The sequence below is a fragment of the Boseongicola sp. genome, from assembly GCA_014075275.1.
In the GTDB taxonomy this organism is placed as follows: Bacteria; Pseudomonadota; Alphaproteobacteria; order Rhodobacterales; family Rhodobacteraceae.
The window spans coordinates 3,370,600-3,389,895 of sequence record CP046179.1 but is presented as its reverse complement, the minus strand read 5'-3'; the positions used below and the strand labels follow the sequence as shown (position 1 = coordinate 3,389,895).

The window sequence follows — 19,296 nt, the reverse complement described above, 5'->3', positions numbered from 1 at the left end:
GCAGTTTTTTGGCGATGACGGGCCTAACCCAGCTTGGACTTCACCAAGGGCCCAACGCGGCTGAAATCCATCTGGCCCATGTATTTGCCCTTCAGAACACCCATCACCTTGCCCATGTCCCGGATTGATCCGGCTTTGGTTGCCGCGATGGCCTTTTCAATCGCCAAGGCGGTCTCATCTTCGCTCATCTGTTTAGGCAAAAACGTTTCAATTACAGTGATTTCGGCCAGTTCTTTCTCGGCCAGTTCTAGGCGTCCACCCTCTTCATAGGCGCGTGCACTTTCCTGGCGCTGCTTTACCATTTTGCCAAGGATAGTCAGGATATCAGCCTCGCCAACTCCCTCATCATCCGCGCCCGCTTCCGAGCGATGCGCAATATCTCGATCCTTGATGGCAGCGTTAATCAATCGAAGGGTCGACAACCGGTCGACATCCTTCTCTTTCATCGCTTCCTTCAACCCAGTATTGATCCGGCTGCGTAAATCCATCTCTGCCTCATCCCCATGTTTCAGAGAACTTCGACCTTACCCAAACCCGCGCCTATCATCAACAGCCGACAAAATCTGCAACCGATTGATTTTATTGCAAAAGAGAAATTGGTCCTTCCCTTGACCGCCGCTCACATCCGACGTAAACCCCAGACCGTTTACGGAAAAGCGAGGACAGCCCGATGCCGGATGCCACCCAAAGACCGACTGCGTGTCTTGCCTTGGCCGATGGCACAATTTTCTACGGAAAAGGCTTCGGCGCCACGGGCCAAAAAGTCGCCGAACTGTGCTTCAATACTGCCATGACTGGCTATCAAGAGATCATGACTGATCCCTCTTACGCCGGTCAGATCGTGACCTTCACCTTCCCGCACATCGGCAATACCGGCGTCAATCCCGAAGACGATGAAACCGCCGATCCCGTCGCCGAAGGCCTTGTTGTTAAATGGGATCCAACGGAACCATCAAACTGGCGCTCTGCTGAAGAATTGTCCACCTGGCTTGCCCGACGTGGCCGTATCGGCATTGGAAACCTCGACACTCGGCGCCTGACCCGCGCGATCCGCCAGCAGGGCGCGCCGCATGTGGCCTTGGCCCACGATCCCGACGGAAACTTCGATATCGAAGCATTGGTCGCAGCAGCCCGCGCGTTCTCTGGTCTCGTCGGCCTCGATCTGGCCAAAGACGTCACCTGCGCCCAGTCCTATCGATGGGATGAAATGCGGTGGGCTTGGCCCGAAGGTTACAAACCTCAAAACGCTCCAAAACATCGTGTCGTAGCAATTGATTACGGCGCCAAACGCAATATTCTCAGATGCCTGGCAAGCGCCGGTTGCGAAGTTACTGTTCTGCCAGCAACGGCCACGACCGAAGACGTTTTGGCCCTTAATCCCGACGGGGTTTTCCTGTCCAACGGTCCCGGCGACCCGGCGGCAACCGGCGAATATGCTGTGCCAATGATCAAAGGCGTTCTTGATCAAACAGAAATCCCGGTCTTTGGTATTTGCCTTGGCCACCAGATGCTTGCTCTGGCCTTGGGTGCAACGACGGTTAAGATGAACCACGGCCACCACGGGGCAAATCACCCGGTTAAGGACCTGGAAACCGGCAAAGTTGAAATCACCTCGATGAACCACGGCTTCACTGTTGACAGCCAAACCCTGCCCGACGGCGTGAAAGAAACCCATGTTTCGCTGTTCGATGGCTCCAACTGCGGCATCAGGATGACGGAACGCCCGGTATTCTCAGTGCAATACCACCCCGAAGCCAGTCCGGGACCGATGGACAGCTATTATCTGTTCGAACGTTTCACGGCGGCCATGGACGAACGCGCCAAAGAGCAAACGCACGCTTAACCGGCAATTAACTCTGTTTGGGCTACCACTGGCGACATGACGTCGACGGCCCTTTACCGATGAAACATTCAAGATTGCACTTCGCGTCCACTGCCGAGTCCAAATGCAGCCCACTAATCCTAAATCCCCAGCACTGCGACGCCCGCTTATTGGATGACATTTCTACCGAATATGCGCTGCGCAACGGCATCGTTCCGTTGGGACGCAAAGGCTCGATTACTTTGGTCGGCGCAGAATCATTTGAAAATTTTCAACAGGCACATCCAAAACTGGAAGCAACATTTGGATCTGTCGCATTCGTTGAGATGAACAGAGAACAAGTGCGCAGTTTGATTGAGGACCCACGCAGCATGTCGATGGCGCACAGGGCCACCCTCCGCACTTCAGCGCGTGAAAGTTGCCGCAGCTTAAACTCGATCTCGCTGGCAAGCTGGGGGGCTTTGGTGATCACCGTCTTGGCACTGATCGTACTGGCTGATCCTGGCCTGGCGCTTTTGGTGGTTGTTTTTTGGGCGACAATCACATTGACCGCAGTCACGGCCCTACGGACGCTCGGTGCCATCGTGCAATTACGTACTGCCCGACGTCTCGGTCTGACCTGGTTCAGTCGCCGCAATTTTGGACCCGGCTCCGTTCGCCTTCCGACCATTTCCCTGCTCGTGCCCTTATACGAAGAACAGAATATCGCCGCGCATCTGGTCGAACGGCTTTGTAAACTCGACTATCCAAAAGCCAAAGTTGACTGCCTGCTGATCTTGGAACAGTCCGATTCCGTCACGGAAAGGGCATTGGCAGCCATCATTTTACCGAACTGGATCTCCATCATCCGCGTGCCGACAGGCACTTTGAAAACAAAGCCCCGCGCGATGAACTACGCCTTGGACTACGCGCGCGGCCAGATCGTTGGCATTTTTGATGCCGAAGATGCCCCTGCTCCGGATCAACTGCGCAGGGTGGCCGACGCCTTTGAACGCGCGCCGGAAAACGTTGCCTGTCTTCAAGGCGTCCTGGATTTCTATAATTCCCGACAAAGTTGGCTGACGCGGTGCTTTACGATCGACTACGCGTCCTGGTTTCGTCTGGTGTTGCCCGGTCTGGTCCGTCTTGGCTTTTCCATACCTTTAGGCGGCACAACGGTGTTCTTTCGCCGTGACATACTCGAGCGTATTGGCCGCTGGGACGCCCACAACGTCACTGAAGACGCAGATTTGGGTATAAGGCTCGCCCGACGCGGGTATCGAACTGAATTCATTCCGTCCGTCACACTGGAAGAGGCAACAGCAACCGTGCCGACCTGGGTTAGACAACGCTCGCGCTGGATCAAAGGCTACGCCATCACTTGGGCGGTGCATATGCGCCAACCCGTCCGATTGTGGCGCGAACTCGGGCCCTGGCGTTTCTTTGGCTTTCACGCCCTCTTTCTGGGAACCCTATCTCAGTTCGTCCTTGCCCCGGTGCTATGGTCCTTCTGGCTAATTCCACTGGGTCTGCCACACCCAATTACCGATGTTGCACCATGGGGCATCATCGTCACCCTCGCGATTCTGTTCTTCATTTCCGAGGTGGCAACCTTATTGGTAGCAGCACTGGCCGTCTCAACACCAAAACATCGCGGTCTCATTTGGTGGGTTCCGCTCATGCATCTTTACTTCCCGCTCAGTGCTATCGCTTGCTGGAAGGGTTTGGCAGAGTTGATTTTTAAACCGTTTTACTGGGACAAAACCACCCATGGCCTTACGGCAAATCAGCCGATCTTGCATCAGCGTCCTGCTTGAGTCTTGCCTCATAAGCTCTTGAAATGTGGCCTTTAAGTTGCCTGTAAGCGGCATCTCCGTCGTTTTGGGAAATGGCATCAACAATGTCCTGATGTTCTTGCAATGCTGCTGCGCTCCGTCCCTTTGCCGCCAGTGATGTCGTGGTCATCAACGCCATGGAACGATAGACCAAATCCAATTGCTGAACCAAATAGCGATTGTGCGACGCCAGATGGACCTGACGGTGAAACCTGCGGTTCGTCCTACTCAATGCGGATGGGTCATCAACACGCTCCATATCCTCCGAGACAAGCGTGTTAAGCAGGCGCACTTCTTCTTCCGTTGCATGGCGCGCCGCAAGTCGGGCAGCAAGCCCTTCCAACTCTGAGCGCACCACATAAAGTTCGGCCATTTGATTGTGATCCAGCGATGCAACGATCAGCGAACGCCCATCGCGTGACAACAAGGATTGAGTCTCAAGCCGTTGTAATGCTTCCCGAATTGGCGTTCTTGAAACACCAAATTGCTCCGCCAACTCGCTTTCAACCAATCGATCTCCGGGTCGAAATTTCCCGTGGTCTATCGCTCGCAAAATCAGCTGGTATGCATCCTTCTGGCCGCTTCGTGGATCTGCCATGATATCGTCCTGCTCGTAAGATATTCCAACGAGGTTATGGTGGTCGCGGGGGCAGAATCAAGCGCAACCCCGTTGAATCGCCCAGTTCATCCAGCTAAGCCGCTGTCATGCCATTTGATAATTTCTCTCACGTAACTTCCTGGGTGTTCGATCTGGACAATACCCTTTATCCGCCGGAAGCGCGTTTATTCGATCAGATCGAAGTGCGCATGACCGATTGGGTGGCGCGAGTTGCTGGCGTTGACCGCACCGTAGCCGACCGGCTGCGCAAACACTATTGGGAATCATACGGCACAACATTGGCAGGTCTCATGGCCGAGCACGACGCTGATCCGGAACCCTATCTCATTGATGTGCATGAGATATCTATGGATCATCTTGAAAAAGATGCCGACCTTGCTACTCGGATCACCGACTTGCCAGGCCGACGAATAGTCTACACCAATGGCTCAGCACCCTATGCGCAGCGCGTTCTGGATGCGCGGGAGTTAGGAAATGTTTTCGATGCCGTGTACGGTGTGGAACACGCAGATTTTCGCCCAAAACCCCAGCGCGCTGCATTCGAAATCATACTACAACGTGACGGGATCCAGGCGAGTTCAGCGGCTATGTTCGAAGACGATGCCCGCAATCTGCTCGCTCCGTTTCAGATGGGAATGCAGACAGTTCACGTCACACCCATCACAGAGCACCACGAATTCATTCATCATTCCACTCAAGATCTAACGGGCTTCCTGTCTCAGATTGCACAAGATGCCTTTGCTCACCCCTCACCTGCCCCTGGTGTTGGTTGAATGGAGCGAACGCAAGCTGATATTTTCATTTCAGGCGGCGGAATTGCCGGACTGATTGCGGCGGCCGCCTTTGCGAACCAAGGTCTGAAAGTCGTTCTTGCAGAGCCTTCACCGCCACCAAACGACGCGTCCAGTACAAGTTCTGATTTGCGCTCCACAGCCTTCTTAGAACCCGCGCGCGGATTACTGGAAGACATCGGTCTATGGTCAAAACTAGCAGACCACGCAACCCCGCTGGAAACACTTCGCGTTGTGGACTGTATCGGCCACCCTCCTCAAATTCGCACCGAAAGAGCATTTAAATCCAGCGACTTAGATGCGGCTGCCTTCGGCTGGAACCTGCCAAATTGGCTTACAAGAAAGCTTCTGACCGACATCCTATTGGACAGCAAGCAGGTGGATGTGCGTTTAGGCACTGGGTTCAAATCCATCCTAACCAGACAGTCCGAGGCCTTTGTCACACTCACCGACAATACTCAGCTCCGGACGCGCCTTGCCGTAGCTGCAGACGGACGTTCAAGCCCCCTTCGGGAAGCCTGTGGCATCGATTACTCGACAACCAGATATGGTCAAAAGGCTCTGGCCTTCGTTGTTTCCCACGACCTACCCCACGAGAATGTCTCGACAGAGCTGTATCTGAGCGGCGGTGCATTCACTCAAGTCCCATTACCTGACGCCAACGGGCGGCACCATTCCGCGATTGTATGGATGAATGACGGGAACGAGGCCGCAAGGCTGATGTCTTTAAGCTCAGAAGAGTTCGCGCAGGCTGCGACCGTAAGAAGTTGCCAGCTGCTGGGCAACATGGCGCTATCTTCTCAAAGGCGTGCGTTCCCAGTGGTCACACAGACGGCCAACACTTTGACTAGCGAGCGTGTCGCTCTGATTGCCGAAGCCGCACACGTCTTGCCGCCAATTGGAGCACAGGGCCTGAACACATCTCTGCACGATGTAGCGACGTTGATCGAACTTGCTCGAAATAATCCAGATGACTTGGGTTCTGCCGCGTTCTTAGAGGCTTACGATGCGGCCCGCGCGACTGACATTCAACTGCGAAGCAAGACAATCGATATGTACAATCGACTTTGCCGCTCGGACGATCCCCCACTTCAAGCGCTGCGAAGTCTCGGCCTTAAGGCCGTATTCGACATCGCGCCACTAAGGCGCAGGATCATGCGCGCCGGTCTTGGTGGCTAATCCAGCTCCCAAAGGTCCAGGGCGACGTTCTTCACTTAACAACACGTTCGACTCAATCTCTCCAACGCCCGGCAATGTCATAATCCTACGTCGCAACACACGTTCAAAATCTGCCAGATCACGCGCGACAACCCGTAAGCGATAGTCATAAAGACCCAACACGTGATGCGCAGACTGGACTTCCGGAATTGCGGATATTGACCGCTCGAAATCTTCTATACTCGTGCGACCCTTGATGGCCAGTTTCACCCCAAGAAACACAGTCACATTAAAGCCAACCTTTTCTAAATCCAGAGAAATGTATTGCCCGGCCAATATGCCCGCTTCTGTTAGGCGGTTGATCCGTCGCCAGGCGGCAGGCTGGCTCAAACTTATGCGTCGACCAACTTCGCCGGCGGACAGGGTCACGTCAGCCTGCAATTCAGCCAATATAGCCCTGTCGGATTGATCTAGCTCAATCATAACGGCAGACCCACATCAGTTTTGACAGTGGCCACTGTCATTAACGCCTCAATATCAGCGATATGTGGAAGCGGCAGTATGCGCTGCCGGTAGATGATCTGATAGTGAGGCATATCTCGCGCCAGAATCGCTAGCCGCACATCCACACGTCCCAGAAATGTCTGAAGCTCATGAATCTCTGGTACTTCGCGGGCTGCCGCCATGAATTCATCGAAAGCCCGCGGGTTACTTTTTTCGAGCGTGACCCGAAGACTGACCTCGACCTCATAGCCAAGCGCTTTCCAATCGATTACAGCGTGGCGACCCTGAATAACGCCGCTTGCAGTCAACTTTTCAAGCCGCCGCCAACAAGACGTCGTCGTCAGCCCCGCACGGTCGGCAAGGTCCGCAGTCGCCAAGTCAGGCTCGACTAGAAGATGACGCAGCAATCGGCTATCTATTTCGTCAAGCATGATTTTTCCGATAATAATAAATATAGCGAATTAATCTTACCGTAAAATCGGCATATTACGCAATATTGAAACGACTTTCGGAACGAGCCGTGTAAGTTCAAAAGCAGAAAATTCAAACTCTGCGAGGACACTATGCGCGTTTACTACGACCGCGATTGCGACATCAATCTCATCAAAGACAAGAAAGTGGCCATCCTGGGCTACGGTAGCCAGGGCCACGCCCATGCGCTGAACCTGCGCGACAGCGGTGCCAAGAACCTGGCAGTCGCCCTGCGCGAAGGCAGTGCCAGCGCCCAGAAGGCTGAGGCCGAGGGCCTTCAGGTCATGGGTATCGCCGAAGCAGCCGCTTGGTGTGACGTCATCATGTTCACCATGCCCGACGAACTTCAGGCCGAGACTTATAAGAAATACGTTCACGACAACCTAAAAGAGGGTTCGGCGATCGCATTCGCACACGGTCTGAATGTTCACTTCGGTCTGATCGAGCCAAAGCCAGGTGTTGACGTCATCATGATGGCACCCAAAGGCCCAGGCCACACCGTGCGCGGCGAATACGCAAAAGGCGGCGGTGTACCGTGCTTGGTTGCGGTAAACAACGACGCTTCAGGTAAGGCGCTGGAAATTGGTCTTTCTTATTGCTCGGCAATCGGTGGCGGCCGCTCAGGCATCATCGAAACCAACTTCCGCGAAGAATGTGAAACGGACCTCTTCGGCGAACAGGCCGTTCTCTGCGGCGGTCTGGTCGAGTTGATCCGCATGGGCTTTGAAACGCTGACAGAAGCTGGCTACGCACCCGAGATGGCCTATTTCGAATGTCTGCACGAAGTGAAGCTGATCGTTGATCTTATCTACGAAGGCGGTATCGCGAACATGAACTATTCGATTTCGAATACAGCCGAATATGGTGAATACGTCTCTGGTCCACGCATCCTGCCATACGACGAAACCAAAGCCCGTATGAAGGGCGTCCTGGACGACATTCAGTCTGGTAAATTCGTGCGTGACTTTATGCTCGAAAACGCCGTCGGACAGCCAAGCTTCAAGTCGACGCGCCGCAACAACGACGCGCATCAGATTGAAGAAGTTGGAGAAAAGCTACGTGGCATGATGCCATGGATCTCTGCTGGGAAGCTTGTGGACCAAGCGAAGAACTAAGCTGATATCCAGTAAGAAACGTCAAGCCCCGGCAGTCGCGCCGGGGCTTGTTGTTTACTAGGGCAAAGCCATGCAACCAGACATCACTCTCAAAAGCTGGCTTTCAGTTGCCACTCTTGGATTTGTATGGGGCGCATCCTTCCTGTTCATAGAACTGGGACTTGCCGCTGAAATGACGCCATTCTGGCTGGCGGCGCATCGGATCCTGCTCGCAGCGATTCTGACAACAGCATTTTGGCAAATGCGCGGCGGAAAATTGTATCTGACTGATCAACGCGCGAGCCATAACACGCTTTTCTGGATTGCCACGATGAGCACCGCTCTACCGTTCATGGCAATCACATGGGGTCAACTCACAGTGACAGCTGGTTTCGCTGGCGTCTCGATGGCGGCAGTGGCTTTGATCGTCCTTCCCCTTGCTCATGTCTTAATACCCGGCGAAGAAATGAACCGGCGAAAGTTACTAGGCTTCGTGATTGGATTTGCGGGCGTCGTTGTTCTCATCGGCCCTGACGCGTTTGCATCTACTGGATTGGACGGCGAGTTGATTGGACGTTTGGCTTGTCTTTTTGGCGCGTCTTGCTATGCGATTTCGTCGATCACCTTAAGGCGATTGCCGCCAATTGATCCTATCGGGTTATCGGCAATGACCCTCATCATCGGCGGGGCATTTAGCATTTTGTTGGCGTTGTTCTTCGAAGGATTGCCAGGCTGGCCGTCCAGACAAGCTCTTGTTGTCATAGTCATCTTGGGACTTGTTCAAACTGCGATGGCGAACCTTTTACGAATTGTGGTTGTCCGAAGTGCTGGCCCTACGTTCATGTCGCTCACAAACTACCAGGTGCCCGTTTGGTCAGTAATCCTTGGCATCTTAATCCTAGGCGAAGAGTTGAATCCGTCGTTGTTCATTGCAATGACGCTGATCCTGATTGGCGTCGCCTTAAGCCAGTGGAATGCGCTTCGTCGAATATTCAATTCCTAAACTGCGGCAGCGACTTCATCAGCAATACTAGCTACGACTTCCCTGAGTTCGACCTCATCTTCGCATTCGGCCATTACGCGGATCAATGGTTCGGTTCCCGACTTTCGGATCAGCAACCGTCCACGACCGTTCAGTCGCGCTTCGGCTGTTTTGATGGCGTCACGCACCGCGACAGTCGCCATTGGGTCACTACCAGCGCCGTAGCGGACGTTCTGCAAAAGTTGAGGCACCGCCTCAAACACGTTACAAAGCTCGCTTGCCGATCTTTCGGTTCTTCGCATTTCGGCAAGAAACTGTAGCCCGGCCAGTAGCCCGTCGCCTGTTGTCGCATAGTCCGTCATCACAATATGACCCGACTGTTCGCCACCAAGATTGAACCCTTGGGCGCGCATCGCTTCGACGACATAACGGTCGCCGACCGAAGTTCGATGTAAAATCAGACTCTTGGACTTAAGAAACCTTTCCAACCCAAGGTTGGACATCACAGTTGCAACCAAAGTCCCGCCGGATAACCGATCTTCTTCTGCCCACCTTGCAGCAAACAACGCCATGATCTGGTCGCCGTCAGCAACGTGCCCTTTTTCATCCAGGATCATCACACGATCAGCGTCACCATCCAGGCAAATGCCAACATCTGCCCCGTGAGCAATAACCGCTTCAGCCGCTCGTGTGGTGTCTGTCGAACCGCAACCCGAGTTTATGTTTGTGCCATCAGGCGACACCCCAACCGGAATGACCTCTGCTCCCAACTCCCAAAGTACATTTGGAGCAGCTTTATAGGCTGCGCCATTTGCACAATCGACAACAACTTTTAAGCCGTCCAGCTTCAGATCTGCCGGGAATGTTGACTTGACCCGCTCAACGTAGCGAAACAGACCATCATCGATGCGTTTTGCCCTGCCAATGTTGGCAGCAGCGGCTGGTTCAATTTCTCCTGCCAGAATTTCTTCGATTGAGGATTCAGCACTGTCACTGAGTTTAAATCCATCAGGACCAAAGAATTTTATGCCATTATCATGGTGGGGATTGTGACTGGCCGAAATCATCACGCCCACATCAGCCCTCATAGACTGAACCATCATTCCAACTGCAGGTGTTGGGACCGGCCCCAAAAGCAGGACATTCATCCCTGTAGAAGTGAAGCCCGCCGTTATCGCGTTCTCAAACATATAGCCGGATAAACGCGTATCTTTTCCGATGACTACGCGATGCGCCGGAGAACCGTCGCGCCGAAAATACCGCCCCGCTGCGGCCCCCAGCCTGAGTGCCATGTCTGCGGTCATCGGATGCGCATTAGCGCGGCCCCTGACGCCATCAGTGCCAAATAGTTTGCGTGTCATTGCCTGTTCCCGGCTTTCCTGCTCAGGCAAAGACCTAGCACACCTTCGCCGCCACTCACAGTGTCGCCAACACAAGGAAAGGCGAATGAGTGCCGAAAAGTCTTACAGATTGAAACAGCGAGTTAGTTACGCGCGATGCGGTCTTCTTCGCGGTAAAAGTGGTGGTAACCAATCGTTGCCGTGCGCTCAAATACACGCGACCAACGCGGCGACACAGATTTGGTGTGATAATGCGTTGCACCATCGGTCAAAATCCGTGGCGCACCATCCATCATCATCCGGGCAACTCGCCCAACACGTTCATAGGCTTTTTGCTCGCCGATCGTTTCGGGACGTCCGTCGCAAGTGTAGGAAAACTGGCAACGATGACGCTCCCCAGTTCCTTGGTTAACAACCGCGCAAATGGTATCGGGATAGCGGGAACCGTCGGTGCGATTCAGAATAACTTCCGCAACACCGATGACGCCTTCCAGCTTTTCACCACGCGCTTCAAAATACAGCGCTTCGGTCAGGCACGACCAGTTTTTACCACCACTCGCAACCGGCGACGCAGCCAACTGCGCTTCTGATGGAACCTTCGTTTTTCCCGGGATCGCAGTTGGGACGCGGATCAACCGATCAAGGTCATCCGAACCAAACGAGGTCAGTACTGCACGTTCAGCACCGAACAAGGCACCAAGTCTTTCATTCAACGTAACAGTGGGATTGTTGGACGCACTAAGGGTAACATCGGCCAGGGCAGGCATGCCCAAAGCCAACGCAGTTAATACCGCTGTTGCCCGTTTGACGGGTTTCAACATCTGGTAGCCCCTTACAGCTTCGCATCAAATTCAGCCCCAATGACCAAGATGCGTGCTGCCCGATACCGAATGAAACAGCTTGCGTCTACCCCCGGGCGTGGGAACAGAGTGATGACGAATTCACACACAATCGAATCTTGCAAAAAGTCAATATTGTTTCGTTTAGATAGTGGACTGATTCTTATGCGGAATTCGTGTCGACTTTATCATTTAACGCCAGATGTGCGGCAGCTAGTCGCGCCACCGGGACACGGAAGGGTGAACAGCTCACATAGTCGAAATTCGCGGCCCGACAGAAAGCAATAGAATCAGGGTCGCCGCCATGCTCTCCGCAAATAGATAGCGTCAAATCAGGCGAAGCACGTCTTCCGCGTTCGGCGCCAATAGTCAGCAGTTCGCCGACACCCTCAACGTCCAGGCGATGAAAGGGATCTTCAGGGTATACACCTTGGTTGACGTACGCGCTCATGAAACGTCCCGCATCATCACGGCTCAGACCATATGTCATCTGTGTAAGATCATTTGTACCGAAACTAAGGAACGCACTATGTTGCGCGATTTCATCGGCGCGCAGGGCAGCACGAGGAGTTTCGACCATCACGCCCAGCCGATACTCGAACGTTGCGCCGGTTTCTGTGCGCACCTCCGCGGCAATGGCATCGACGCGATTGCGGACCAATTCGACTTCGCGCATCGCCGATACCAGTGGGATCATAATCTCGGGCACGACGGACTGACCGTCTTTGCTGGCCGCAATCGTGGCTAAAAAAATTGCCCTGGCCTGTGCCTCGTAAATCTCTGGCAGAGTTACACCCAAGCGAACACCACGAAGGCCCAGCATTGGGTTCACTTCCTTCAGGGCATCAACGCGATTTGTGACTTTCGACAAGGGCAAATGCAGGGCATCCGCCAAGTCCCGAAGTGCCTCGCGGCCGGATGGTAGGAACTCGTGCAATGGTGGGTCGAACAGACGGATGCAAACTGGCTGACCAACCATTATGCGGAAAAGATCTGTGAAATCCGCGACTTGCATAGGCACAAGACGGTCCAAAGACGACGCCCGCCCTTCGGGTGTCTCGGCGAAGATCATCTCGCGCATAACGGTCATACGGTCGCCTTCGAAGAACATATGTTCAGTGCGGCACAGGCCGATGCCCTCGGCGTCAAAAGCACGGGCGACACGGGCCTCGGCGGGGGTGTCGGCATTGGCACGCACGCCGATGTCACGGGCATCATCCGCCCAGCCGAGAAGCGTGCGGAAAGCATCGTCAAGGGCCGGTTCCATCAGGGCAACTTCGCCCGCCAAAACATCACCTGAGCTGCCATCAACGGTGATTATATCGCCTTCGGAAAACACTCTATCACTTGGAAAAGTAAGCGTCTTTTCCCGTCTATCAATCAAGATCTCGGACGCTCCAACAACACCGGGCAACCCAAGCCCTCGCGCAATCACAGCCGCGTGGCTGGACATGCCGCCACGCTCGGTCAGGACAGCTTGGGCGGAGTGCATTCCGCGGATATCTTCGGTGGAAGTTTCGCGGCGGACCAGGATGTAGGCTTCTCCGCGGGCGGCGCTGGCCTGGGCGGCGGCGGAGTTGAAAACGATGCGGCCTGTTGCCGCGCCCGGGCTTGCGGCGAAACCTGTGGTTAACACATCGCGCGGTGCAGTGGGGTCGATTTGGCGGTGCAGCAATTCCGACAGGGCGCGGGGCGCGACGCGTAACACGGCCTCGTCCGGGGTGATCACGCCGTCCTCGGCCAGCGTTACGGCGATGCGCACATTGGCGCGTTCGCTGCGTGGAATGCGCACGGCGTCCAACACGCTGAGCTTGCCACCATCCAACGTGAATTGAACCTGCATTTCTTCCCGCAGATTTTTGCGACAGGTCGCGCCGAATTCCAGTAGCGTTTCAAAGGCTTCCGGGGCCAGTTCCTCCAGCGACTGACCACGCTCATCGCGGGTCAGATAAACGGCGGCAGCGTCTTTCAAGGCATCACGGCCCTGACTTTGGCTGAGGTAACGACCCTTGATCTGGGGCAGACCTGTTTCAGATGACACAAACTGGATCACACCAGAGCCGGATTCCGGCGGCCCCACGCCGGGGGCCATTTGCTGGACAACCAGACCCAATCCAGCCTCGGCCGGGGCACCGCGTGCCTGACGCAAAAGACGGGCTGTTGTGCCTTCCCAGGCGCGCGCCATCGAGCGCAGAACATCTGACAATTGGTGGGCTGGATCCTGCGGAAACGGCTCGTCCGCCTCGTCTTCATAGGCGTCCAGCATGGCCTTCAACGTGTCAATCGAGACCTCGCCCGAGTGATGAAACAGGTCGGGATCAAGATGCGCGACCTGCACCGAATACATCTGAATAAAGCGTGCATACAAACGGTTAGCGGCATCTTCGCCCAACAGATTGGCATAGTCGGTGTGGCGCGCGTGGTTCATGCCGACGTTCAGAACGGCACCGGGACCGCCCCAATCGGGGTCCTCGGATGACGGGCGGACCGAGACCAGCGGGCGGTCGCCAAAATTGGCGAGGATCGCGGCGGTATCGGTCAGGGCGCCAGAGGCAATGTGGCGGACCGTGGTGAACGGCAAAGCGACGGTTTTGGGAACCGGCAGATCAAGACGGATCAGACGCTGAAGACATTTGGCACGACCACCATGGGCGGTGGTCGTGAGGGGGGCCGTTTGGTCAACGACAACAAAGTCTTCTATTTCAATGTGTTTCTGCACTGCGGAGATTCCTTCGCGGGGCAGAATACGCGTGTGGCCGGACCAATCAAGCGTTTACGCTGCGATGCGGCAATTAACATGTCAGTCGTGGCGGATGGGGCGCGACCATCATGGCTAACGAAATCTTGTGGGGGCGTACGGGTCCACCGACGTTAGTTTTGCCGAAATTGGGCGAATCACCATTAATAATTGGGGTTTTGGGGCAATTTCGGCTGTCGGTATCACGTCGGTATTGCGTCGGTGCAGGAATGGCGGATCTGTATTCGTTAACAGGGCGCACGGTGGTTTGCTCGCGCTAACCCCATTTTAACCAAAGCGCGTTAGAACGGTGCCTAGAAGGAAATCGGCGCTCCTACCCTTCTATTTGCGTCAGGTCAGCCACCGACAGGCAGGTGGCGCTGATGCGGTGCAACAGGTTCAGACGGTTGCGGCGCAGGATCTGGCTGTCTGCGTTGACCTGAACCGCCTCAAAAAAGGCGTCGATGGGCGCGCGCAAGGATGCCATGGCCTGCATGGCGGTGGCGAAGTCTTCGGATTGCATGGCGGGTGTGATCTGGGATTCCGCCGCATCAAGGGCCGCGAACAGGGCCTTTTCTTCGTCGGTCTCGGCCAGCTTGGGGTCGGGTCCGAAGGAATATTCGACGCCGTCTTTGTCCTCGGCCTGTCTGAGGATGTTGTGGGCGCGCTTGAACCCCTGGAGCAGGTTCTCGCCGTCATCGGTTTTGAGGAAAGCAGATAAGGCCTCGGCGCGTTTGAAGAGGAGGGTCAGATCGTCGGAGTTGGGCATGGCGAGGGAGGCGTCGATGACATCGTGACGGATACCGCGGTCGCGGAGGTAGACCTTTAGGCGGTCGTGGATGAAGGTGAGGAGGTTCAAAGCTAGTCGGATTTGGGGTTTGAATGAGAGCCAATCCGTTTCTTCAGGACCGCTGAGTTCCGTCTCGCTTTCGTGTTCCATTTCGCCTTGGATGCTAGCAATGCCGCGAATAAAAGACTCTGTTTCGGTGGCCAAGTCATGCAAGATATTTGCGATTTCTTTTTGGTGCGCGATCATCTCTCTTTCAGTCATAGCCGAGCTATTCTGGAGAATTGCATAGGTCAACAGCATGCTAAACGGTGCTTTTGGGCGAAAATTCCTCTCCAGCACTAGCCGAATGAGTCCCAAGGCCGCCCGTCTCAACGCGAACGGATCCTTCGATCCCGTCGGCTTTTCATCAATCGCCCAGAACCCGGTCAGCGTGTCGATCTTGTCAGCAAGTGCAACAGCCACCGAAAGCGGATTGGTCGGCACATCATCCGAAGGGCCAAGCGGCTGGTAGTGCTCGCGGGCGACGGCGGCGACATCGTCACCCTGCCCAGCTTCGCGGGCATAGTATTCGCCCATGATCCCCTGAAGCTCGGGGAATTCGTAGACCATTTCGGATGAGAGATCCGCCTTGGCCAACCGCGCGGCGGTTTCGGCTTTGTCGGGGTCGGCTCCGACAACCGGCGCTATCTCGCGCGCCAGGGCCGCGATGCGGTCGATGCGTTCGGCTTGAGACCCTAGTTTGTTGTGGAAGGTGACGTTTTGCAGCGCATCCAGCCAAGGCTGCATGCCCTCGTTCGCGATGCGCAGGTCGTTTTCCCAGAAGAATTTGGCATCCGAAAGGCGGGCGGACAGAACCTTTTGATTGCCTGCCAGAATGGTGGCACCGTTGTCTGCCGTCTCGCGATTGGCAACGGTGACGAAATGGGTGATTTTGCTAGTCTTGTCTTTGACGCTGAAGAACTTCTGGTGTTCCTTCATCGAGGTTTGCAGGACCTCGGGCGGCAGGGCCAGGAAATCGGCCCCAATCGCGCCCATGAGGACGACAGGGTATTCGAGAAGGCCCGCGACCTCGGCCAGTAACCCTTTGTCTTCAACAACTTCCAGGCCTTGGGCGAATGCCATTTGGGTGGCGTCGTGCCAGATGCGGCTTGCGCGGTCTTCGGCGTCCAGGATGACGTGGGCGCGGGAAAGTTTGGCGGCGTAGTCTTCAAAACCGGTGACGGCGAAAGTTTCGGGGGCCATGAAGCGGTGGCCCTGGGTGGTGTCGCCGGATTGGATGCCGTCGATGTCGAGGGGAACCACGGTGGCCTCGCCAGCGTCATCGGTCAGGATGCAGAGGATGGAATGCAGCGGTCGGACCCAGCGCAGGGACCCGGTGCCCCAGCGCATGGATTTCGGCCAGGGAAAGTTGCGGATGGTGGTTTCAAGTGTTTCGGCAACGATGTCGGTGGCGGGGCGGCCAGGTTTTTCGATTGCAGCGAACCAGACCTGGCCCTTTTTGTCGTCGCGGGCTTCGAGTTGGTCTTTGGTGAGGCCGGTGGAGCGCAGGAAGCCTTCCAGCGCCTTTTCGGGCGCGTCGGTGCGCGGGCCTTTGCGTTCCTCGCGCGTGGCGGGGCTGTCGGCGAGAAGGCTTTCGACAGTCAGGGCAAGACGGCGGGGCGTCGAGAAGGCGGCGGCGCTGGCGTAGGTCAGGCCGGCCTCGACCAGCGCATCGGTGACGAGGCGTTTCAGGTCGTTCGCCGCGCGGGTTTGCATGCGGGCGGGGATTTCCTCGGAAAAGAGCTCGATCAGAAGATCAGGCATCAGTTGGTCCTTTCGGGGGCTGGTGGACAGCCTTCGGGGGCGGGTTTGCCGTCAAAGACGGTTTCGCCGCATTCGTTGATCTGGTGCCAGGCGAAGCCGCGCCCGTCGGTGGTGACGGCGACGATGCGGTCGATGCCGTAGAGGACGTTGGCAGTGCCCAGGAACGCGATGGCATCGCCGGATGCGAGGGCACCGCCGATGGCGGTGGCGTCGAAACAGTCGAACCAGCCGGGGGCGTTTGTGGGTATGGCGTCGTCGTAAATCTCGTAGGTTTCAGTCATCATGGCCAGCGATTGGGGCGTGGTGAAGCAGGCGCGGTAGCGGATGGGTGAACTGCCGGCATCGATGGCCTGGAAGTTGTCATAAAGAATGGCTTCGGCGGTGCCGGTAGCGAATGTCGTCATCTGCACATCGGCGGTGCCGGTTGCCTGAACCTCTTCATAAAAACCGTATTCCTGAAGGTAATACATGCCTCCGCCGCCGAAAATGGCGACCAATATCAAGAACATGGCGACGACCTTTCCGCTCATGGGGTGTCCATCCCGAAGCAGAGGCGGTTGCCATCGGGATCTGTTACGACGATCTCGCGCATACCGTAGACGGCGTTGGTAGGGCCTTCCATGGCGGTTTTGCCAGCCAGTTCGGCGGCCAGTGCATCGACGTCATCGCTGTGGAAATAGGCGCGCCAGGCGGGGCTGGGATCGGTGTCTGCGCCGTGCCAAGCGTCAACAAAAACGGTGGCCTCGCCCCGGTGGAAAATGCCGAAGCGTGCAGGATCTCCGCCTTCTTCGCCGACAGTGAAGCCCAAAGCATCGGTCCAGAACGCGCGGGCGCGCAGGTAGTCGGCGGCGCGCAGGACGGGGATTGAGGAGGTCAGGCTCATAATTGCACTCGTCATTGCCAGTGTAAGTTTATGTCGCAAGTTCGCACACTATCCGCGAGTTTCCGGAATCTTAGAACGTCATCAATGCGGTTTGTGTCCAGATGTTCGTGAGTTTCCACGTACAGAGCACGAAGATTGTCCCAACTGTTTGCCTCAAACAATCTATCCAGAATATCCCACTCCGCTCCTTCGATATCCATTTTAACAAGCTGAAGCGGCTTGCCAAAGCTCTCTATCAGCTCGAAAAAGTCTACAACCTCGACTTCTCCGTACTCATGAATATCAGTTCGGACATTTCCAAGAGCCACTGTCGTAGCCACTGAATAGTGCTCGGGATTTTTATCAAAATCCTTATGACGAAATAGCTTTAGAGTTCCGCCACTCGCGCCCACCGCTTTGTTGTGAGGGATCACATTCTTGAACTTATTAACATTCGAGCACAATATTTTGTATGCGTAAGGATCCGGCTCAAATGCGTGAATTTCTGCGCCTTTTTCAGCAAGCAACGTCGAAAATTTCCCTACGTTCGCGCCCAAGTCGAGGCATATATCGCCGGGTTTTAGTGCGTCTGCCGCCATTCGAAAATCAGCTTCGGCGCGTTTCGCATAGTGCCGCCGGAGTTTCCGCCAAGCGGAGCGGGAAATTGGATTAGAACGGCCTTTTATTGCCTCAAGAATTGCCTGAAACGGGTTTTCGGCTTTGTAACTTGTCATGCCGCTGCCCCGCCTGCTTCGGTCGTCACAAAGGCGTCGGCGCAGGCTTTGGCCAAAGCGCGGACGCGGCCGATGTAGGCCTGGCGTTCGGTGACGGAAATCACGCCGCGGGCATCGAGAAGGTTAAAGACGTGGGACGCCTTGATGCACTGGTCGTAGGCCGGATGGGCCATGATGATGCGGTTGCCGGTTTTGGGATCAACTTCGTCAACCGCCAGGATACGGGCGCACTCGGCTTCGGCATCTTCGAAGTGCTTCAGCAGCGTTTCCGTGTCGGCAACGTCGAAGTTCCAGCGGGAATATTCCTGCTCGGTCTGTTTGAAGATATCGCCGTATTTCAAGGCAATCGGGGCATCGGGGTCGTTGAACGGCATATCCATCACGTGATCGATGCCGAGCACATACATTGCCAGACGCTCCAGCCCATAGGTCAATTCGCCCGAAACGGGTCGGCAATCGTGACCGCCGACCTGCTGGAAATAGGTGAACTGGCTTACTTCCATGCCGTCGCACCAAACTTCCCACCCGAGGCCCCATGCGCCCAAGGTCGGGCTTTCCCAATCGTCTTCGACGAAGCGGATATCGTGCATGTCCATATCGATGCCGATGGCTTCGAGCGAACCAAGGTAGAGCGCCTGCAAATCGGGTGGCGATGGTTTGATCAGCACCTGAAACTGATAGTAGTGCTGAAGCCGGTTCGGGTTTTCACCATAGCGGCCATCTGTCGGGCGACGCGAGGGTTGCACGTAGGCCGCAGCCCAGGGTTTTGAACCAAGCGCGCGCAGGGTGGTTGCCGGGTGAAACGTCCCTGCCCCAACCTCCATGTCGTAGGGTTGCAGCACAGCGCAGCCTTTGGACGCCCAATAGGTCTGGAGGCGCAGGATAATTTCCTGAAAACTTCTGGGGCGATCTGGGGCGGACATGGCTTACCTTGAG

18 protein-coding genes are annotated in these 19,296 nt (G+C 55.7%); 6 read left to right on the top strand and 12 right to left on the bottom strand.

Features of this window, described 5'->3' with window-relative positions:
• Positions 1-23: 23 nt before the first annotated feature.
• Positions 24-488 (bottom strand): GatB/YqeY domain-containing protein, encoded by a 465-nt coding sequence (locus GKR98_16945; protein QMU59715.1) that lies wholly within the window; start codon positions 486-488, stop codon positions 24-26.
• A gap of 182 nt (positions 489-670) precedes the next feature.
• Between GKR98_16945 and carA the strand changes: the two genes are divergently transcribed.
• Positions 671-1,843 carry a glutamine-hydrolyzing carbamoyl-phosphate synthase small subunit gene (carA, locus tag GKR98_16940; protein ID QMU59714.1) on the top strand — a complete coding sequence of 391 codons (1,173 nt, stop codon included), beginning with the start codon at positions 671-673 and terminating at the stop codon, positions 1,841-1,843.
• 59 nt (positions 1,844-1,902) lie between these two features.
• Positions 1,903-3,618: a glycosyltransferase gene (locus GKR98_16935; GenBank protein ID QMU59713.1), complete on the top strand. Its 1,716-nt coding sequence runs from the start codon at positions 1,903-1,905 to the stop codon at positions 3,616-3,618.
• On the opposite strand, the gene GKR98_16930 is transcribed toward GKR98_16935, so the two are convergent.
• Positions 3,578-4,234, bottom strand: coding sequence for an FCD domain-containing protein (locus GKR98_16930; GenBank protein ID QMU59712.1), 657 nt, complete (start codon positions 4,232-4,234; stop codon positions 3,578-3,580). The two genes, GKR98_16935 and GKR98_16930, sit on opposite strands and share 41 nt — an antisense overlap.
• A 107-nt stretch (positions 4,235-4,341) precedes the next feature.
• On the opposite strand from GKR98_16930, the gene GKR98_16925 reads away from it, so the two are divergent.
• Both GKR98_16925 and GKR98_16920 read left to right on the top strand, forming a co-directional pair.
• Complete coding sequence (locus tag GKR98_16925; GenBank protein QMU59711.1) at positions 4,342-5,028, top strand: pyrimidine 5'-nucleotidase; 687 nt, start codon at positions 4,342-4,344, stop codon at positions 5,026-5,028.
• Entirely contained in the window at positions 5,029-6,225 is a 1,197-nt protein-coding gene (locus GKR98_16920) for a UbiH/UbiF family hydroxylase (GenBank protein QMU59710.1), read from the top strand.
• Here the strand turns inward: GKR98_16920 and GKR98_16915 are convergent.
• A complete protein-coding gene (locus GKR98_16915; protein QMU59709.1) occupies positions 6,187-6,687 on the bottom strand; it encodes an AsnC family transcriptional regulator in 501 nt (166 codons plus the stop codon). The two genes, GKR98_16920 and GKR98_16915, sit on opposite strands and share 39 nt — an antisense overlap.
• Entirely contained in the window at positions 6,684-7,139 is a 456-nt protein-coding gene (locus GKR98_16910; GenBank protein QMU59708.1) for a winged helix-turn-helix transcriptional regulator, read from the bottom strand. Before GKR98_16910 ends, GKR98_16915 begins: the two co-directional genes overlap by 4 nt.
• Positions 7,140-7,271: 132 nt before the next feature.
• On the opposite strand from GKR98_16910, the gene ilvC reads away from it, so the two are divergent.
• Both ilvC and GKR98_16900 read left to right on the top strand, forming a co-directional pair.
• Entirely contained in the window at positions 7,272-8,294 is a 1,023-nt protein-coding gene (gene ilvC, locus GKR98_16905) for a ketol-acid reductoisomerase (protein ID QMU59707.1), read from the top strand.
• Between the two features lie 70 nt (positions 8,295-8,364).
• Positions 8,365-9,276 carry an EamA family transporter gene (locus GKR98_16900; protein QMU59706.1) on the top strand — a complete coding sequence of 304 codons (912 nt, stop codon included), beginning with the start codon at positions 8,365-8,367 and terminating at the stop codon, positions 9,274-9,276.
• On the opposite strand, the gene GKR98_16895 is transcribed toward GKR98_16900, so the two are convergent.
• From GKR98_16895 to GKR98_16860, 8 genes are all read right to left on the bottom strand, one after another.
• Positions 9,273-10,616 (bottom strand): phosphoglucosamine mutase, encoded by a 1,344-nt coding sequence (locus tag GKR98_16895; protein ID QMU59705.1) that lies wholly within the window; start codon positions 10,614-10,616, stop codon positions 9,273-9,275. The genes GKR98_16900 and GKR98_16895 overlap by 4 nt on opposite strands.
• Positions 10,617-10,738: 122 nt before the next feature.
• Positions 10,739-11,362, bottom strand: a complete 624-nt coding sequence (locus GKR98_16890) for a cell wall hydrolase (GenBank protein QMU60152.1) — start codon at positions 11,360-11,362, stop codon at positions 10,739-10,741.
• A 235-nt stretch (positions 11,363-11,597) separates the two neighbouring features.
• Positions 11,598-14,153, bottom strand: a complete 2,556-nt coding sequence (locus tag GKR98_16885) for a pyruvate, phosphate dikinase (protein ID QMU59704.1) — start codon at positions 14,151-14,153, stop codon at positions 11,598-11,600.
• A gap of 352 nt (positions 14,154-14,505) precedes the next feature.
• Positions 14,506-16,764 carry a glycine--tRNA ligase subunit beta gene (locus tag GKR98_16880; GenBank protein QMU59703.1) on the bottom strand — a complete coding sequence of 753 codons (2,259 nt, stop codon included), beginning with the start codon at positions 16,762-16,764 and terminating at the stop codon, positions 14,506-14,508.
• Positions 16,764-17,294 (bottom strand): histidine kinase, encoded by a 531-nt coding sequence (locus GKR98_16875; GenBank protein QMU59702.1) that lies wholly within the window; start codon positions 17,292-17,294, stop codon positions 16,764-16,766. Before GKR98_16875 ends, GKR98_16880 begins: the two co-directional genes overlap by 1 nt.
• Complete coding sequence (locus GKR98_16870) at positions 17,291-17,662, bottom strand: hypothetical protein (protein QMU59701.1); 372 nt, start codon at positions 17,660-17,662, stop codon at positions 17,291-17,293. The genes GKR98_16875 and GKR98_16870 overlap by 4 nt, the downstream gene beginning before the upstream one ends.
• Positions 17,659-18,360, bottom strand: a complete 702-nt coding sequence (locus GKR98_16865) for an FkbM family methyltransferase (protein QMU59700.1) — start codon at positions 18,358-18,360, stop codon at positions 17,659-17,661. The genes GKR98_16870 and GKR98_16865 overlap by 4 nt, the downstream gene beginning before the upstream one ends.
• Positions 18,357-19,283 carry a glycine--tRNA ligase subunit alpha gene (locus tag GKR98_16860; protein ID QMU59699.1) on the bottom strand — a complete coding sequence of 309 codons (927 nt, stop codon included), beginning with the start codon at positions 19,281-19,283 and terminating at the stop codon, positions 18,357-18,359. The genes GKR98_16865 and GKR98_16860 overlap by 4 nt, the downstream gene beginning before the upstream one ends.
• Between the last annotated feature and the right edge of the window lie 13 nt (positions 19,284-19,296).

Bases quoted from the DNA above. Each gene is read 5' to 3' on its own strand.
- GKR98_16920 (QMU59710.1), top strand. From the start codon at position 5,029: ATGGAGCGAACGCAAGCTGATATTTTCATTTCAGGCGGCGGAATTGCC.
- GKR98_16895 (QMU59705.1), bottom strand. From the start codon at position 10,616: ATGACACGCAAACTATTTGGCACTGATGGCGTCAGGGGCCGCGCTAAT.
- GKR98_16890 (QMU60152.1), bottom strand. From the start codon at position 11,362: ATGCCTGCCCTGGCCGATGTTACCCTTAGTGCGTCCAACAATCCCACT.
- GKR98_16870 (QMU59701.1), bottom strand. From the start codon at position 17,662: ATGACGAGTGCAATTATGAGCCTGACCTCCTCAATCCCCGTCCTGCGC.
- GKR98_16865 (QMU59700.1), bottom strand. From the start codon at position 18,360: ATGACAAGTTACAAAGCCGAAAACCCGTTTCAGGCAATTCTTGAGGCA.
- GKR98_16910 (QMU59708.1), bottom strand. From the start codon at position 7,139: ATGCTTGACGAAATAGATAGCCGATTGCTGCGTCATCTTCTAGTCGAG.
- GKR98_16915 (QMU59709.1), bottom strand. From the start codon at position 6,687: ATGATTGAGCTAGATCAATCCGACAGGGCTATATTGGCTGAATTGCAG.
- carA (QMU59714.1), top strand. From the start codon at position 671: ATGCCGGATGCCACCCAAAGACCGACTGCGTGTCTTGCCTTGGCCGAT.
- GKR98_16880 (QMU59703.1), bottom strand. From the start codon at position 16,764: ATGCCTGATCTTCTGATCGAGCTCTTTTCCGAGGAAATCCCCGCCCGC.
- GKR98_16925 (QMU59711.1), top strand. From the start codon at position 4,342: ATGCCATTTGATAATTTCTCTCACGTAACTTCCTGGGTGTTCGATCTG.
- GKR98_16875 (QMU59702.1), bottom strand. From the start codon at position 17,294: ATGAGCGGAAAGGTCGTCGCCATGTTCTTGATATTGGTCGCCATTTTC.
- ilvC (QMU59707.1), top strand. From the start codon at position 7,272: ATGCGCGTTTACTACGACCGCGATTGCGACATCAATCTCATCAAAGAC.
- GKR98_16930 (QMU59712.1), bottom strand. From the start codon at position 4,234: ATGGCAGATCCACGAAGCGGCCAGAAGGATGCATACCAGCTGATTTTG.
- GKR98_16900 (QMU59706.1), top strand. From the start codon at position 8,365: ATGCAACCAGACATCACTCTCAAAAGCTGGCTTTCAGTTGCCACTCTT.
- GKR98_16935 (QMU59713.1), top strand. From the start codon at position 1,903: ATGAAACATTCAAGATTGCACTTCGCGTCCACTGCCGAGTCCAAATGC.
- GKR98_16860 (QMU59699.1), bottom strand. From the start codon at position 19,283: ATGTCCGCCCCAGATCGCCCCAGAAGTTTTCAGGAAATTATCCTGCGC.
- GKR98_16945 (QMU59715.1), bottom strand. From the start codon at position 488: ATGGATTTACGCAGCCGGATCAATACTGGGTTGAAGGAAGCGATGAAA.